Consider the following 15,642-nt stretch of genomic DNA (forward strand, 5'->3'; position numbering starts at 1 on the left):
TCAGGGGAAAAAGGGGCTTTTACCGTCTCTTTCTAAACTCTGAACCGTATGAAATCTTCACTCTCCCGCCGGGCTTTTATCCAGCAGGCAGGCTTGCTCACTTCGGCTACACTTTTAAGTAGTACGGAGCTTTGGGCGGCTAAAAAATCAGGCTTACAGATTGGTTATTCCGCCATTACCTGGGGCGGAAAAGACACCGACGCCATCCGTGACATTGCTTCGCTGGGCTTTAAAGGCATTCAACTCCGGGCGAACGCGTTTGGTCCGTACCGCAACAAACCTTCCGAACTCAAAGCATTACTGGATGACAATCATCTCAAACTGGTTATGTTTTCGAGCGGAAACGTAGAAATCGACCCGGATAAGGAAGAGAGTACCATCAATATGCACGTAGCTCACGCCAGTTTTGTGAAAGCCCTGGGCGGAACGAGCATTCAGCTGACGAATAATGTTCGGCCGAAAGATCGGCAACCCACGCCGGAAGAACTCAAGCGACTGGCTCAGGTGATGAACGAAATTGGGAAGCAAACGGCCGATTTAGGCATTCAAACCGCCTACCATAACCACATGCACCAACTCGGGGAAACACCGGAAGAAGTGGATATCATTGTTCAGGAAATGAACCCCAAGTATGTGAAGCTATTACTCGACGTGGCCCATTACCACCAGGGCGGTGGTGACCCGGCCAAGGCCATCCATCAGTACAAAGACCGAATTCACGCCCTGCATTTAAAAGACGTTCGCAGTCCCCTCCCCGACAACACGAATCCCAAATCGTACAAGTTTGTCGAGCTTGGACAGGGCAACGTCAACTTACCCGCCGTATTCAAAGCCCTCGACGACATCAAGTTTAAAGGCTGGGGAATTATTGAACTTGACGGCGTACCTGATACGGGCAAAACGGCTCTATCCTGTGCGGAAACCAGCAAGAAATTTCTTCTCGATCAGAAAATCCTGATGAGCTGATTCGGGCCGTACGACACGTTTCGAAGGAATCCTTTCGCTTTTACAGGGTAATGCTTAAAAAAGAGGTCTTTTACTGGAAGCTCTTCGTAAACTGGATACACGAAAAGTATTTCTGCCTTACTAATCATTAAACAAGTCTGTATGAAACGATTACCTTTACTACTGGTCGTCTGCTCTTTTGCCGGGCTTACCAGTGCCACACCACCGCAAGGGAAAGGCTCCTGGAAGAGTCTTTTCGACGGTAAAAGCCTGAAGGGCTGGAAAGTGGCCGAAGGCTCTGCTTCCGGAAAAGCCCGGTATGAAATTAAAAACGGTGAGATTATCGGCATTTCACAAACCAATACCGCCAATACCTTCTTACTCACCGAGCAGCAATACGGAGATTTTATTTTTGAGTGCGACGTTAAGGTAGACAACTCCCTGAATTCCGGTATTCAGTTCCGCAGCCTGCAACGCGAAAACGATGGTCGCGTATACGGCTATCAGATGGAGATTGACCCCTCGGATCGTAGCTGGAGTGGCGGTATTTATGATGAAGCCCGTCGGGGCTGGCTGGCCATGCCCACGAATTACGAGGCGGGGAAAAAGGCCTTTAAACGGGGCGAATGGAATAAGTACCGCATTGAAGCGATTGGCAATTCATTACGCACGTTCGTTAATGGCATTCCCGTTTCAAACGTCGTCGATGACCAAACGCTGAAAGGGTACATTGCACTGCAGGTACACAGCATTGGCAAAGACGCCAGTAAGGAAGGGAAAACCATCCAGTGGAAAAATATTCGTATTCAAACCGAAAACCTTCAACCTTCTCCCGTCGATCAGGCTCCGGTCGTGAATCTGGTTCCTAATACACTGACGGAACAGGAAAAAGCTCAGGGCTTCAAACTGCTTTTTGACGGAAAAACGAGTACGGGCTGGCGAGGTGCTTATAAAACCGCCTTCCCCGAAAAGGGCTGGACGATTAAAGATGGCGTACTGAGCGTAGATAAAGGCGACGGAGCCGAAAGTACCAACGGAGGCGACATCGTGACCAATGATTCCTACGGAGCTTTTGAACTGACCTTCCAATTTAAACTTACGGAAGGAGCCAACTCGGGAATGAAATATTTCGTGAAAGAATGGTTACCCTATACGCACGAATTCAAACCCGGTCAACCGATGACTGTACCCGATGGTTACGTAAAGAAAGGATCCGCCATTGGCCTGGAATTTCAGGTACTGGATGATGCCCGTCACCCCGATGCCAAACTCGGAGCGGCTGGCAACCGTACTATTGGTTCTTTGTATGACTTGATTCCGGCGGATAAAACGGGAGCGAACAAAGCCGCCGTGAAGCCGATTGGTGAATGGAATGAAGGCCGGGTCATTGTGTATGCCAACAATCACGTTGAACACTGGCTCAATGGCTTTAAAGTAGTCGAGTACGATCGGGGCTCTCCCTTATTCAAGGCTTTGGTGGAACGTTCAAAATACGCTTCTTACAAAGGTTTTGGCATGGCCGAAAAAGGTCCCATCCTCATTCAGGATCACGGCGATGTCGTTAGTTTCCGCAGTATAAAAATTCGTGAACTAAAGTAGTTTTCAGTTTACGGTTGTCTGTTTTCAGTTGGGTTGAATCGATAAAGCTTTGACCCATTGTAGCTGAATTAGCAATAATCCATTTTCTGAATTGAAAACAGTAAACTTCAAACTGAAAACGTTTCAAACTCTAAACCGCAGCGGCGGACCGCTGAACTCTAACTCATGGAAAACCGTAGGGATTTTCTTCGTAAACTTTCGCTGGCTACAGCCGGATCGATGCTGAGCGTGAATGCCATGTCGGCAGCCAGCTACCGCAAAATTGTGGGTGCGAATGACCGCGTACGTGTGGCCTGCGTGGGTTATTCTGACCGTTTCCGGGCTTCCCACGTACCTCCCTTCAAGGCTTTGGCTAAGGAAATGAACTTCGAAATGGTGGCCGTATCTGACATCTGGAAACGCCGTCGCGAAGAAGGCAAAGCGTTTCTGGAGAAGCAATTAGGTGGTACCATTAAAGATTACCGCAATAATGATGAGCTGTACGATTCCAAATCGGTAGACGCCGTTTTCATCAGTACAGCCGATTTTCAGCACGCCATTCATACCATCGACGCGGTAAAAGCCGGTTGCGATACCTACACGGAAAAGCCCCTGGCCGAAACCATGGAAGACGCCCGTGCGGTACTGAAAGCGGTCAAACAATCCGGAAAGATCGTTCAGATTGGCTCGCAACGCCGCAGTGGTGCCAACTACCACGCCGCCGAAGAATTCATTAAATCGGGCAAGTTCGGTCCGATTACGATGGTAGAACTGATGTGGAACGTAAACCAGCCGGGTCGCTGGCGTCGTCCGGCCCTGGTCGCTCAGTGTAAAGAGGAGGATCTGGACTGGAAACGCTACCTACTTAATCGTCCGCACGAAGCGTTTGATCCACGTAAATATCTGGAGTACCGTTTATTCTGGCCCTACTCATCAGGCATTCCCGGTCAGTGGATGAGCCACCAGATTGATACGGTACACTGGTTTTCTGGCCTGCCCCACCCCCGTTCGGCCGTCGCCAACGGAGGCATTTATCAGTGGAAAGACGGTCGTAAAAACGCCGATACGCTCACCGTGGTCTTTGATTACGGCCCACTGAATGACCCGACCACGGGCTTCCAGGTATCTTTTGCCAGCCGTTTCAGTAACTCAGCGGGCGGTACCAAGGAAATCTATTATTCGAACGGTGGCGAACTGAATCTGGATACCAATAACATTTCGCCCACCGGAGGCCTAACGGCCCGCGAAGCCGCTGAAATGAACATGCAGGCAAACCTGCTGGCTTCGGGCAAGCTGGAAGGCCCCCGCGTCGAAACGGGAGCGAATACGGGTGGCGATCCCCTGACGTTCAATCACATCAAAAACTGGATGGAATGCGTACGCAGCCGTAAAACGCCTAACGCTCCCATCGAAGCCGGTTACCAACACTCCATTGCTACGATCATGTCGAATGCCGCGTACCGTACAGGACTGCGGGTAACCTTTGATGAGAAAAACCAGGAAGTAATGGCTGGTACTAAAGTTTTTAAATATTAGTTTAAGTACGTTATCGCATATGGAAAAAGCGGCTCTTCTAGGGCCGCTTTTTTGGTTTAAAGTTTATAGAGAAGTAACAAGTTTGAACGGTTTACTTTGCCCGATTTCCAACTTATCCTGCTAGGTCGCTGCTGCCGTGGTTAGCATCGTCATGTACAAATTAATGGCGTACTGACAGGCCGTCACCAGTTCAAGCGGTACGGTTTGGTTACCTTCAATCTTTAGTTGGTACTCGTAATTCAGATTACTCCAGTTGTACTTCGGAATGATGAGCATGAGCGTAATTCCTTCAGTATCTTCCAGAATAAAGTGGTGATTCCATACCCCCCGGCTTTTGAGTAAGTATACCTTTTCGGGACCATCTACGGACAAACGGATGATGATTTGTCCCATCCAGTTAAACACAATATCCCCCTGATCGACACCGTCAATAAACACGTCGAATTTGGAAGCCCAGGCATTTTTGGATTTAATCTTCAATTTCCGCTGGTTCACTTCTGCCTGGCCTACACTCGAAAACCAACTGTCATAGGTAAACGTTACTTCAGGATTTTCAGCCTCCGAGTAGATTTCAAACCCTGATTCCACTGACTTAATTAAATAACTCATCGCATACAGGCATTAACAGTTTCCTAAAATCAATCACTACTCATGGTACGCCAGTTCTCCCGCCCGTATGGCAATCGGCAGATTATTCTCTTTCGGAGGAATGGGACACGTATACTCCGGCGAATACGCACAATACGGGTTGTAGGCTTTGTTAAAATCAATCGTAACCCGATTTCCCGTGATGTCGCTTTCGGGAATGTCCAGGTAACGACCCCCGCCGTAACTTTCCTTGCCCGAAGTCTGATCTTTGAAAGGGATGAAAAGCGTACCCGCCTCCGTACTTTCAAAGACGAGCAGTTCGCAGGATTTTCCCTGTAGCTCAAACCGGACTTTTCCGTATAACGTATACGTCTCGGTCTGCCCGCCCGTCATCTGTACCGCAAAGGTTTTCGTGCTTTCAGTTTCTTCCAGCTTCGCAAATACTTCATACGTAGAATCCGCCGGAAAATATTTCAGCCCCTGAAACCCGGCTTTGTCTTTGATGGGTGATTCGCTGGAAGTCCGGTAATTCTGGTCCTTCTCCAGCCGCTCCATCCGCAAATCATCGGCGTATGAGCCTTTTTTCTTACTACTGAAGGAATAGACCACAATCCCCAGAATGGCGGCAGCAACAACGAATAAGAGTATTTTTCTTCCTGACATAGTACGATCGGTACGCTGAATGTTAGCGTTTAGACAATGAAAGTTTCAATCTTTCGGAGCTCCGCTCTATTCGGAACCAATTGTATTGCAACTTTGCTGTATCTCAGCAGTGCAAAAATCTACAACTTAACGGCAAAAGCCAATAATAATATGTTTACTGGAATCATTGAAGCGTTGGGAACGGTCACCGAACTTACCACTGAAGGTACTAACGTTACCTTCAGCATCAAGTCTCCGATTTCTCAGGAGCTGAAAATAGATCAGAGCGTTTCGCACAATGGTGTTTGTCTGACGGTCATTGCCGTAGGCGATGGCTACCATCAGGTGACGGCGATTGATGAAACGTTGAAAAAAAGTAATCTGGGACGTCTACAGGCCGGATCTACTGTAAACCTAGAACGGTGCATGCAGGCCAACGGCCGTTTCGATGGGCACATTGTTCAGGGGCACGTAGACCAGACGGCCGTGTGTACGCGGGTACAGGATGAAAACGGCAGCTGGCTGTTTGATTTCGAGTACGACGCTTCACTGGGGAACGTAACTGTAGAAAAGGGATCCATTTGTATCAACGGAATCAGTCTGACGGTTTTTAATTCCGGCGTTAATACGTTTCGCGTAGCCATCATTCCGTATACCTACGAACATACAACCTTTCATGCATTGGCCGAAGGCGATACGGTCAATCTGGAATTCGACATTGTGGGCAAGTACGTCAAACGGCTCTTGGGTCAGGTTTAAGCGAGCTTCTGTTTCGCATTAAAACCAAATTAATTATTACCATATTCCATTTTTCACGTACGGATGCATACATTAGCTCGTTCGTTTATTCAGTCTACACACTGAAGACGTTTACTTTTCGACTTAATACAGAAAGCTATTCACTGCTTTTTATGAACCGTAGAAATTTTATTCAGGCATCTTTAGGAATAGGTGCTCTTTCCGCAGTCGGACTCGAAGCTCTGGCTGCTACACAGGCGAAATCCGTTGGATTACAACTCTATACGGTTCGCGATGATATTCAGAAGCAGGGCATTGAGCGGGTACTCGAACAGGTAGCCAAGCTAGGGTACAAACAGGTAGAGAACTTTAGCTATAATCAGGGTAAGTTTTTTGGTAAAACGCCCGCTGAGTATAACAAAATTCTGAAGGACAACGGACTGAAAGCCGTCAGTGGACACTATACCACGGGTCGATCCACGAAGTTTGGTACGGGCGACGGTTTGACCCGCAATTGGGAGAAAGCCGTTGAAGATGCAGCGGCGATCGGACAAAAATACGTAGTACTAGCCTATCTGGTGGACGACGAACGCTCGGCGGACGATTACAAGCAGTTATTCGGTCTACTGACGAAAAGCTCCGAAACGGCGAAAAAATCCGGGTTAACACTGGGTTACCATAACCACGATTTTGAATTTACGCAAAAAGTGGACGGCGAAAAGCCCTACGATTTGTTACTCAAGAATACACCCGTAGTAATGGAAATGGACCTGTACTGGGTGGAAAAAGCGGGCGAGAAACCCGCCGAGTATTTTGCGAAATATCCCGGTCGTTTTCCGCTCTGGCACGTTAAGGACATGGCGAAAACGCCCCAGCAGGAATTCGCGGAAGTAGGTACGGGCAGTATTGATTTCGCGGACTTATTCAAGCACGCGAAGCAAGCAGGATTGAAGCAGTATTTTGTGGAACAGGATGTTTGCAAACGCCCACCCATGGAATGCATCAAAACCAGTATCGACAATATTCAAAAGGCCAAGTGGGGTTGATTTCCCGGTAGTAATAGAGGCAGCAAAGGTCAGTCGAGTTTCGACTGACCTTTGCTTTTAGTACCCATACTGCTGATCTTCCTCTTCCTCCGGATCGGCTTTATCCCACATCGCCCGGAAAGTCGGGGCCATGTACAGCATTTCTTCTACTTTACTACGGGCCGCGTGAAATAGACGGTAGTTATAACCCTGGTTTAGAATTTCGTCAATAGCAAAGATGAGTTGAGCCATGTCCCGCACATTCACGGAAAAATCCCTCACTACGTACATGGTAAAGCCGCGATCGTAATCGTCAGCGAAAAATAACACCAGAGCAAAATCTTCTCCCCACAAAAATGAAGTAACCTGGCTACGCGAAAAATCTTTGAACATTTCCCCATTGTCAACTAAGGCATCAATGATTTCAACGTCATTATTCGTAATGTAAAAATTGGGGGTAAGGTTGCGGGAGATTTCCTCCATAACCGGCCGTTGGGTTGATTGTTGAGCCATAAATTTGATCAATTTTTGGAGAAAATGTAACGTTTCCGTCTATTTCTCTGGCTGGACAAAAAAGAAAAAGCCCCCGGAGAATGCTCCGAGGGCTTTGCTGAGTTTGACTTCAGGACTCGAAGTCAACCATTCTCCAAAATTCTTATGCCAGATTTTAAGCCAGCTCCTTTAACGTATTCCGGTACTTCACTTCTACGGCGTGGAGTTCCAGTAAGGGTTTCAGGAATTCTTCCAGTAAGCTAATATCCAGCTGGCTGGCCGCGTCGCACAGAGCTTCGCTGGGGCAGGTATGAGCTTCCACAAACAGACCGTCTACACCCGCAGCCACACCAGCCCGAGCCAGTACGGGCAGATACTCGCGAGCACCGCCTTTGGAATCTTTGGAAGGAATACCATACTTCCGGATGGCGTGCGTTACGTCGAACACCACGGGATAATTCGTACGAGCCATGTGGTAGAAGCTACGCGGATCGACCACGAGATCGTTGTAGCCGAAGGTGTACCCCCGTTCGGTCAGAATGATCTGATCGTTGCCGGAATCTTCAATTTTCTTCACCGGATGTTTCATGTTTTCCGGAGCCAGGAACTGACCGTGCTTCACGTTTACGACCCGACCCGTCTGGGCCGCTGCCGTTACCAGCATGGTTTGCATACACAGGTAAGCCGGAATTTGGAGTACGTCCACTACTTCAGCTACGGGAGCTGCCTGATCGGGGTAGTGAATGTCCGTCAGCAGAGGAAAACCAAACTGTTCCTTCACTTTCGCCAGAATCTTGATTCCTTTATCCAGACCGGGGCCAGAATAGTAATCCAGACTCGAGCGGTTATCCTTCTGAAACGATGATTTATAAATCATCTTGATATTGAGACGTTCCGAAATCTCTTTGAGTTTTTCGGCAACGGTCATCATGATTTTTTCGTCTTCGATAACGCAGGGACCTGAGATGAGAAACAACTCATCGGATCCACATTCGATATCGCCAACCCGTACGATTTTCTGCGACATAATCTTAATTTTTAAGGGGTAACGACTACTAGAGCCGCTTGAATAAATCCTTCAGTACATCAATGGTAATCACTTCCTGCCAGTTTTCACCAATGGCGTGCAGCCACATGTGGGGCAGATTGTAGGAAACGTGAGCCATTTTGGTAATGGTTTCGTCGTCCCATTCCTTGGCCAGTCCCTGCGGTAAAGTTACGTTAAAACGTTTCACCATCTGCTTAAACTCGGCAACCCCCTCGGGATAGTAATCCTCCAGGTGATTCATGATCAGACAGTTGGCGTAGCAGTGACGCGTACCCAGAATTTTCGACAGGCCATAACTCAGGGCATGGCAAACGCCTACTTCCGAATACGTCAGACTCAGGCCGCCCATGAGGGAAGCTACCATTAGTTTGTCGTCGTTTTCGGGCGTTTGTCCGGCATTTTCGCCTAAGTAAATATCCCGGCAAAGTTTCATGGCCTGCTCGGCGTAGGCGTGTGAGTAGGCGTTGTTGAAGTGTCCGTTTTCGGATTCGATACAGTGAATGTACGTATCCATCCCGGTATAAAACCACCAGTCGGTTGGTACCGTAGCGATCAGTTCGGGATCGAGTACCACCTGGTTAAATACGGTCCACTCACACTTCAAACCCAGTTTTTTAACCGGGCCCGTTAGTACCGCCGTCATTGAAACCTCGGCTCCGGTACCCGAAATCGTCGGTACTCCGACGTGATACACGCCCGGTACTTTCACCAGATTCAGACCCTGATACAGCGTCGAAGAACCTTCGTTGGTCAGCATCAGCGACAGAGCTTTGGCAATGTCCATGACCGAACCACCGCCAATCCCGACGACACCCGAAGGAAGACCCTGTTTCGCCAGAATTTCGTCCCGCAGTGTATCAATCTGCTCGGTAGTCGGTTCGTGAACGTCTACGTCGATGAAGTACACCAGATCTTTGGCTTCCGCGGGGATGCGGTTTTCGAGATCCTTCCCTTTGAAGTACTGATCCACAATGAAGACGAAATACTGATTATTTTCGGTCCGCTTGGGTGCCAGAATATCTCCCAGCTGACTGAAACTGCCCCGTCCGTAAACGGTTTTTTCAATTCCTTTGAAATTCTTATGCATGGTACTATTGTTCAATTATCATTCAGGACTGGCTTCAGGGAAGTTATTCCCAAACCATAGGTAAAGCATAATCCTGGAAAAAACGATCTTTCGAAGCTACCGTTAGCTGTTCAGTCAACGCCTGAGCAATAATGATGCGGTCGAAAGGGTCTTTATGAAAAAGAGGCAGTTGTTGAAGAGTCAGCAAATGTTCAAATTCGATGGGAATGATCTGAAAATTATTCCGATCGATGAAATCGAAAAATTCCCGTAGACTGGTGCCTAACTCAAGCTTTCCCAAACTCAGCTTAATGGTAATTTCCCAGAGGCTTGCCATACTCAAATAGCATCGGTTGTCAAAGCTTTTGATTTGTTCTCTCAGTTTTACTGGCAACGATTCATCACCGCCATAAAACCAGAGTAAAGCATGCGTATCCAGTAATACATCCATTTTTAGCAATATTCTTCGAACGCTTCCAGGGGGTCATCAAAGTCGTTACTCAGGTGTACTTTACCTTTCGCATAACCATACTCCCGTTCGTTTAGCGTAGACTCCCGGTCCATTTTCGTTTTCAAAAACTGGACAAAGTGCTCCACCTCCTGCTGTAATTCAGGACTGAGGGATCGGATTTCGGATAACAAGGTTGTACTTAACATCGTAATATGCTTTAAATGCCTTTCCGTTGCTAACTCTTCACTGCTTAGGCTTCTACCTGCTGTACTTTTTGTACCGCTGCAGACACCTTTTCAATCAGCGTGTCGATTTCTGCGTAAGTCCAGGTAACGCGGATTCCGAACGAAATCAGCCGACCAATGACTTCCTGTGATTTGGGAATGTCCAGATTTGCGTAGTCCTGCGGAGCACCGAATTTCTCCACGCCCAGACGAGCCGCCGTACGCATTTCTTTCAGGTGATCCCACTGGTTGATAAAGTGGTACATATTGGTATACCAGTAGTTAAAGCCTCCCACGCCCGCGGCGTTCAGTTCAGCCACTACTTTGCCCGCCGTTTCCGTATCGGGCAGCAGCAGGTTCAGGAACGTCGCTGAATCGCCCGAAGGGTCCGGAATGGTGGCGAAGGATACGCCGGGAACCTGTCCCAGTTTCTCCATCAGGTATTTTTTGTACTCGTTATTTTTTTCGCGTACGTAAGGTACCCGCTGGGTTTGTACTTTTCCGATGGCGGCGTGTAACTCCGAAATGCGGAAGTTGAAACCAATCACCGGATGTTGTTCCATCCCCCGGTTGTTGCCAATGTGATCGTGACCATGGTCGGAGTAGCTGTCGGCCAGCTTATAAATCCGCTCATCGTTCGTGACCATCACGCCACCTTCGGCGGCCGTCGCGATTTTGAAGAAGTCGTAGGAATAGGCTCCGGCTACCCCCCACAGGCCCGTCGATACACCTTTGTAGCTGGCGGCCATGGCCTGTCCGGCGTCTTCCACCAGAATCAGGTTGTGCTCTTTTACCACTTCCATGATGGAATCCATATCGGCCATCTGACCACACATATGTACCAGACAAATGGCTTTCGTATTCGGCGTCAGAGCCTTACGGATGCCTTCTGCACTCATACACAGCGTTTCATCCACCTCAGCGAACACGGGAATAGCTCCGGCAATCAGTACGGCTTCCACCGTGGCGATGTACGTAAAGGGCGGAACGATTACTTCGTCACCCGCACCGATACCCGCCGCCGCCAGGGCACATTGTACGGCCGTTGAGCCGGAAGATACGGCATGAGCGTACCTGGCTCCGACGAGTTTACATACCTCCGCTTCAAATTCGCGGGCTTTCCAGATGTTATTGCGTTGAGCGTCGTGGTTGTAACGGAAGAACATTCCGGTTTCCAGTACATCATTAATTTCCTGGCGTTCTTCTGCTCCGTATAGTTCGGTACCTGGCATAATCTATTGTTTTCTGTTTTTACGGTTTTTCACTGTTCAGCAAACTTCCCTTTTTCGGGGAAATTTGTACGCCTGCAAAAGTAGACATTCTCCGGGACAAAGGTTGATTTGCCTTTGCCTTATTCCGGGAATAGCCGCTTGGCTAAGCCTCTATTTTTTCGATGGTACTCCGTTCCAGTTCAACGAAATCAAAGGCGTATGTATGTTTTTCATCCGTGGGATGCGTCTCCCGGCTGAGTTCATGCCATTCCGCTGAATCCAGTTTAGGGAAGAAGGTATCACCTTCAACCGATGCCTGTACTTCCGTCAAATGAATCCGATCGGTGAACGGTAACGCCTGCTGATAGATTTCGGCTCCGCCAATGATGTACACGTCGGATTCCGTGCGAATCGCCTGTTCCAAGGAAGAGACGACGATACAGCCCGATGCCTCGTAGTTTTCATTCCGGGTAATAATCACATTGGTACGATTGGGCAACGGTTTTCCGATGGATTCATACGTTTTCCGACCCATCACCACGGTATGGCCCGAAGTGAGTTTTTTAAACTGCTTCAAATCATCCGGCAGATGCCATAACAGTTGATTATCTTTTCCAATGGCTCCATTTTCAGCCACCGCTACGACGAGGTGTATCATTTTTGTTTTTAGTTGTTGGTTGATGGTTTTTAGTTGTTGGTTTTAGATTGTGATACCTTTCTCTTATACTCCATCAACGAACAACTAAAAACCATCAACGACAATCAGCATTCCGTCATACTCAGGGCCAGACCGGCTTCTGAAGTTTCCTTGTATTTCTGCGACATGTCGCGGCCCGTGGCCCGCATCACTTTCAGTACGCTATCCAGGGATATTTTCTGGTACGAAGGATCACTGGCCATCGCTAGCAAATACGCATTGTAAGCCTTTACGGCTCCCATCGCGTTGCGTTCAATACAGGGAATTTGTACGTACCCGCCAATCGGGTCGCAGGTCATGCCCAGGTGGTGTTCGATCCCAATTTCGGCGGCGGCCTCTACCTGACCGATACTGCCACCCGCCGCGTATACCAACATCGCAGCACCCATCGCCGAAGCCGTCCCGATTTCGCCCATACAACCCATTTCTGCTCCGGAGATACTCGCATTGTGCTTCACCAGAAAGCCAATGGCGGCGGCGGCCAGTAAGCCTTCCCGCATTTTCTGGGGCGAATAATGAAAGTGATGTTTCATCAGATACGTCAATCCGGGGAATACGCCGGAAGCTCCCGACGTAGGAGCCGTGACGACAATACTCCCCGCCGCATTCTCCTCCGAAGCCGCCAGACAATAGGCGTTCAGAAACATTAGAAAGCTATCGGAAGTCAGGGAGTGTTTTTTGGCCTGTTCGTACACCAGTGGAGCTTTCCGCTGAAGTTTGATTTTTCCGGGTAGCGTTCCTTTCGCCCGTAAGCCGCGTTTCACGGCCTTTTCCATCGCTTCAATAATGAAATCCAGTTTCCGGTTGATTTCCTTTTCGGTTAGCCCCGTCAGTGATTTTTCATTCTGAATCATCAGCGATGCCAGCGTTAATCCCGACGTACGAAGGTGTGCTTTCAAGCCTTCCATATGCTCGTAGGGAAAACGGGCTTCGGTTTCCCGCGTCCCTTCCATCGGTTGCCCTTTTCGCTGAATGAAGCCGCCGCCCACCGAATAGTACTCATGTTCCAGCAACACCTGCTGTGAAGCATCCGTCAGTTTAAGGATCATCGTATTCGGGTGCGGAAAGTCCGTTTTTCCCCGGTGGTAGATAAAGTCGGCTTCCCCTACCCGAATTTCGCCGGGTACGGGCAAAGTATACGTCTGGTCCGGCTTGGTCATTAGTTCCAGCAGGGCTTTCGGATCGCAGGTATCGGGCAGCCAGCCCAGCAATCCGCCCAGAATGGCCCGATCCGTACCGTGTCCTTTGCCCGTCGCCGAGAGGGACCCGTATAAATGAATTTCTACGGAAGTTCCGGACTGTTCTTCTTTCCGGATTTCCTGAAGAAAATCGTACGCTGCTTTCATGGGACCAATCGTGTGCGAACTCGAAGGGCCCGGTCCTACTTTAAATAGGTCAAATACAGAGGTGGTAATCATATATACCGTCAGGTATGTCGATGAAGTAGTATAGAACGTGTAAAACTGCGTACGAATCCGAAACTAAAGCTTGCCCTGCATCCCCCGGAGAAACTCTTCAATGCCCATGCGTTTTTTGCCTTCCAGTTGTAGCTCGTCGATCGCCAGCCAGCCATCGCTGCACCGGAATTGCAAATACGTTTTGTGGTCGGTACGGTAGCTGCCGAGTTCGGCTTCTTCCGTTGGTTCAGCAAAGGAAGCCCGGTATACTTTACAGTTTTTGCCGAGAAGCGTGGTCCAGGCCGCCGGGTACGGCGACAAACCCCGGATGTGATTCCGAACGGAAGCAGCGGATTGCTGCCAGTTGATCTCGCAGGTTTCCTTAAAAATCTTCGGAGCCATCTTGATTTCTTCAACTTCCGGCTGCGGAATCTGCGGATACTCGCCGGCTTCAATGGCCCGAACGGTTTTCAGTACCAACTGACCTCCCCGTTTCATCAGTCGCTCGTACACCAATCCCACCGTATCGTCCTCGCTAATGGGTTCTTTTTCCTGAAAAATCAGTGGACCCGTATCGATTTCGTGTTGAAGGAAGAACGTCGTTACGCCCGTTTCCGTTTCACCGTTCATCAAGGCCCAGTTAATCGGAGCAGCTCCGCGGTATTGCGGTAATAACGAGGCGTGTAGGTTAAACGTACCTTTGGGCGGCATATTCCATACCACTTCGGGTAACATCCGAAAAGCAACGATGACCTGAAGGTCGGCCTGATAGCTTTTGAGTTCTTCCAGAAATTCCGGGTTTTTCAGCTTCTCGGGTTGCAACACGGGCAATCCCACCGATACGGCGTATTGCTTCACGGGCGATTGTTGTAATTGCTGGCCCCGCCCGGCGGGCTTGTCGGGAGCCGTCACGACCGCCACTACTTCGCACTGGTTTTCCACCAGGGTGCGTAAGCTTTCGACGGCAAATTCGGGCGTTCCCAGAAATATAATTCTCATGCGTGCGTACGTCTTTAAAGTCTAAGTACAAAAAAGCTAAAAGAGTGCCCGACAATCGGTATCCTGTCGGCATAAAACACTTTTTTTCTGCACAAACATAAGCACTTTTAAACGGACCGCTTCAGGCTTTCGCATCGCTATTGGGCCGCTTCCTCTTCCGAAAAGACTTACGATTTCACTTGCTTTTGGCGATAAAAGTGCTAATTTTGTTCATCCAATAACAAAGCAGCTGCTAGGTAGTAGATAGAAGCGGTTGCTGTTGGAACTTCGGCGAGAAGATTGACTCTGTAAAGTAAACCCAGGGGGTTTGTCAGCAGAACGATCTTGTCACCGTTCTTTTTTTTTGTCGTTACGTTAGAAGTCACAAGCACAGGCATACTGAAGATCAGGCCGTTATTCACTACACTGCCTGATTTTTATCCTGTGCTTACTCGTTCTAACTCAACCAGTAGCCTCTTGGCAGAGAGCTAGTAAAAAACGTTAAACCTATAAAATTAGATTACTGATTATGGGAAATATAGCCTATTACACGGAAGAAGGTCTCAATAAGCTGAAAGCCGAATTACACGAACTGAAAACCAAAGGCCGTTCGCATATTGCTCATCAGATTGCGGAAGCCCGTGATAAGGGTGATTTGTCCGAAAATGCAGAATATGACGCAGCGAAAGAAGCTCAGGGTTTGCACGAATTGAAAATTGCAAAACTTGAGCAATTGCTGGCTAATGCCCGTATTCTCGACGAGTCCATTATTGATAGCTCGAAAGTAGCGATTATGTCAACTGTGAAAATTAAAAACAAGCGGAACAACATGATTGCAACCTATACATTAGTAGCTGAAACAGAAGCTGACGTGAAAACGGGTAAGATTTCCGTACAATCACCGATTGGCAAAGGCTTGCTGGGTAAACAAGTGGGCGAAATGGCCGAAGTAGTATTACCCAATGGAAAAGCGGAATTTGAAGTACTCGAAATTTCCCGCTAGGTAAAACTTGATTTTTACTGCAA

17 protein-coding genes are annotated in these 15,642 nt (G+C 48.6%); 6 read left to right on the plus strand and 11 right to left on the minus strand.

Annotation, left to right across the window (positions count from 1 at the left end):
• Positions 1-48: 48 nt before the first annotated feature.
• The 3 genes from BWI97_RS10730 to BWI97_RS10740 all read left to right on the plus strand — a co-directional run bounded on the left by BWI97_RS10730 (position 49) and on the right by BWI97_RS10740 (position 4,059).
• Positions 49-966: a sugar phosphate isomerase/epimerase gene (locus tag BWI97_RS10730; protein ID WP_102201005.1), complete on the plus strand. Its 918-nt coding sequence runs from the start codon at positions 49-51 to the stop codon at positions 964-966.
• A gap of 141 nt (positions 967-1,107) precedes the next feature.
• Positions 1,108-2,544, plus strand: a complete 1,437-nt coding sequence (locus tag BWI97_RS10735; protein ID WP_102201006.1) for a DUF1080 domain-containing protein — start codon at positions 1,108-1,110, stop codon at positions 2,542-2,544.
• A 165-nt stretch (positions 2,545-2,709) separates the two neighbouring features.
• The gene (locus tag BWI97_RS10740; RefSeq protein WP_102201007.1) at positions 2,710-4,059 is read left to right on the plus strand and encodes a Gfo/Idh/MocA family protein; all 1,350 of its coding nucleotides are present in this window, start codon (positions 2,710-2,712) and stop codon (positions 4,057-4,059) included.
• Positions 4,060-4,179: 120 nt separating this feature from the next.
• Here the strand turns inward: BWI97_RS10740 and BWI97_RS10745 are convergent, their stop codons facing one another.
• Complete coding sequence (locus BWI97_RS10745) at positions 4,180-4,668, minus strand: hypothetical protein (protein ID WP_094809432.1); 489 nt, start codon at positions 4,666-4,668, stop codon at positions 4,180-4,182.
• A 36-nt stretch (positions 4,669-4,704) separates the two neighbouring features.
• On the minus strand, positions 4,705-5,310 hold the full coding sequence (locus BWI97_RS10750; protein WP_102201008.1) for a DUF1684 domain-containing protein: 606 nt from the start codon (positions 5,308-5,310) through the stop codon (positions 4,705-4,707).
• 150 nt (positions 5,311-5,460) lie between these two features.
• Between BWI97_RS10750 and BWI97_RS10755 the strand changes: the two genes are divergently transcribed.
• Both BWI97_RS10755 and BWI97_RS10760 read left to right on the plus strand, forming a co-directional pair.
• On the plus strand, positions 5,461-6,048 hold the full coding sequence (locus BWI97_RS10755) for a riboflavin synthase (protein ID WP_102201107.1): 588 nt from the start codon (positions 5,461-5,463) through the stop codon (positions 6,046-6,048).
• Positions 6,049-6,200: 152 nt separating this feature from the next.
• Positions 6,201-7,073 (plus strand): sugar phosphate isomerase/epimerase, encoded by an 873-nt coding sequence (locus tag BWI97_RS10760; protein ID WP_094809428.1) that lies wholly within the window; start codon positions 6,201-6,203, stop codon positions 7,071-7,073.
• Between the two features lie 57 nt (positions 7,074-7,130).
• On the opposite strand, the gene BWI97_RS10765 is transcribed toward BWI97_RS10760, so the two are convergent.
• The 9 genes from BWI97_RS10765 to fmt form a co-directional block, all read right to left on the minus strand.
• Positions 7,131-7,565, minus strand: a complete 435-nt coding sequence (locus BWI97_RS10765) for a hypothetical protein (RefSeq protein ID WP_141217379.1) — start codon at positions 7,563-7,565, stop codon at positions 7,131-7,133.
• A gap of 154 nt (positions 7,566-7,719) precedes the next feature.
• Positions 7,720-8,571: a 3-deoxy-8-phosphooctulonate synthase gene (gene kdsA / locus BWI97_RS10770; protein WP_094809424.1), complete on the minus strand. Its 852-nt coding sequence runs from the start codon at positions 8,569-8,571 to the stop codon at positions 7,720-7,722.
• 28 nt (positions 8,572-8,599) lie between these two features.
• Positions 8,600-9,679, minus strand: coding sequence for an iron-containing alcohol dehydrogenase family protein (locus BWI97_RS10775; protein ID WP_094809422.1), 1,080 nt, complete (start codon positions 9,677-9,679; stop codon positions 8,600-8,602).
• Positions 9,680-9,722: 43 nt separating this feature from the next.
• Entirely contained in the window at positions 9,723-10,109 is a 387-nt protein-coding gene (locus tag BWI97_RS10780) for a type II toxin-antitoxin system VapC family toxin (protein ID WP_102201009.1), read from the minus strand.
• Between the two features lie 2 nt (positions 10,110-10,111).
• Positions 10,112-10,315 carry a DUF2281 domain-containing protein gene (locus tag BWI97_RS10785; RefSeq protein WP_102201010.1) on the minus strand — a complete coding sequence of 68 codons (204 nt, stop codon included), beginning with the start codon at positions 10,313-10,315 and terminating at the stop codon, positions 10,112-10,114.
• Positions 10,316-10,359: 44 nt separating this feature from the next.
• Entirely contained in the window at positions 10,360-11,565 is a 1,206-nt protein-coding gene (locus BWI97_RS10790) for a DegT/DnrJ/EryC1/StrS aminotransferase family protein (protein WP_094809416.1), read from the minus strand.
• 142 nt (positions 11,566-11,707) lie between these two features.
• Entirely contained in the window at positions 11,708-12,202 is a 495-nt protein-coding gene (locus tag BWI97_RS10795) for a dihydrofolate reductase (RefSeq protein ID WP_102201011.1), read from the minus strand.
• Positions 12,203-12,306: 104 nt separating this feature from the next.
• Positions 12,307-13,659 (minus strand): L-serine ammonia-lyase, encoded by a 1,353-nt coding sequence (locus BWI97_RS10800; protein ID WP_102201012.1) that lies wholly within the window; start codon positions 13,657-13,659, stop codon positions 12,307-12,309.
• A 63-nt stretch (positions 13,660-13,722) separates the two neighbouring features.
• Positions 13,723-14,637 (minus strand): methionyl-tRNA formyltransferase, encoded by a 915-nt coding sequence (gene fmt / locus BWI97_RS10805; protein WP_199182004.1) that lies wholly within the window; start codon positions 14,635-14,637, stop codon positions 13,723-13,725.
• 508 nt (positions 14,638-15,145) lie between these two features.
• Between fmt and greA the strand changes: the two genes are divergently transcribed.
• Positions 15,146-15,619 carry a transcription elongation factor GreA gene (gene greA / locus BWI97_RS10815; protein WP_094809408.1) on the plus strand — a complete coding sequence of 158 codons (474 nt, stop codon included), beginning with the start codon at positions 15,146-15,148 and terminating at the stop codon, positions 15,617-15,619.
• Positions 15,620-15,642: the final 23 nt, after the last annotated feature.

The sequence above is a fragment of the Siphonobacter sp. BAB-5405 genome (assembly GCF_002872335.1).
Taxonomy (GTDB): domain Bacteria; phylum Bacteroidota; class Bacteroidia; order Cytophagales; family Spirosomataceae; genus Siphonobacter.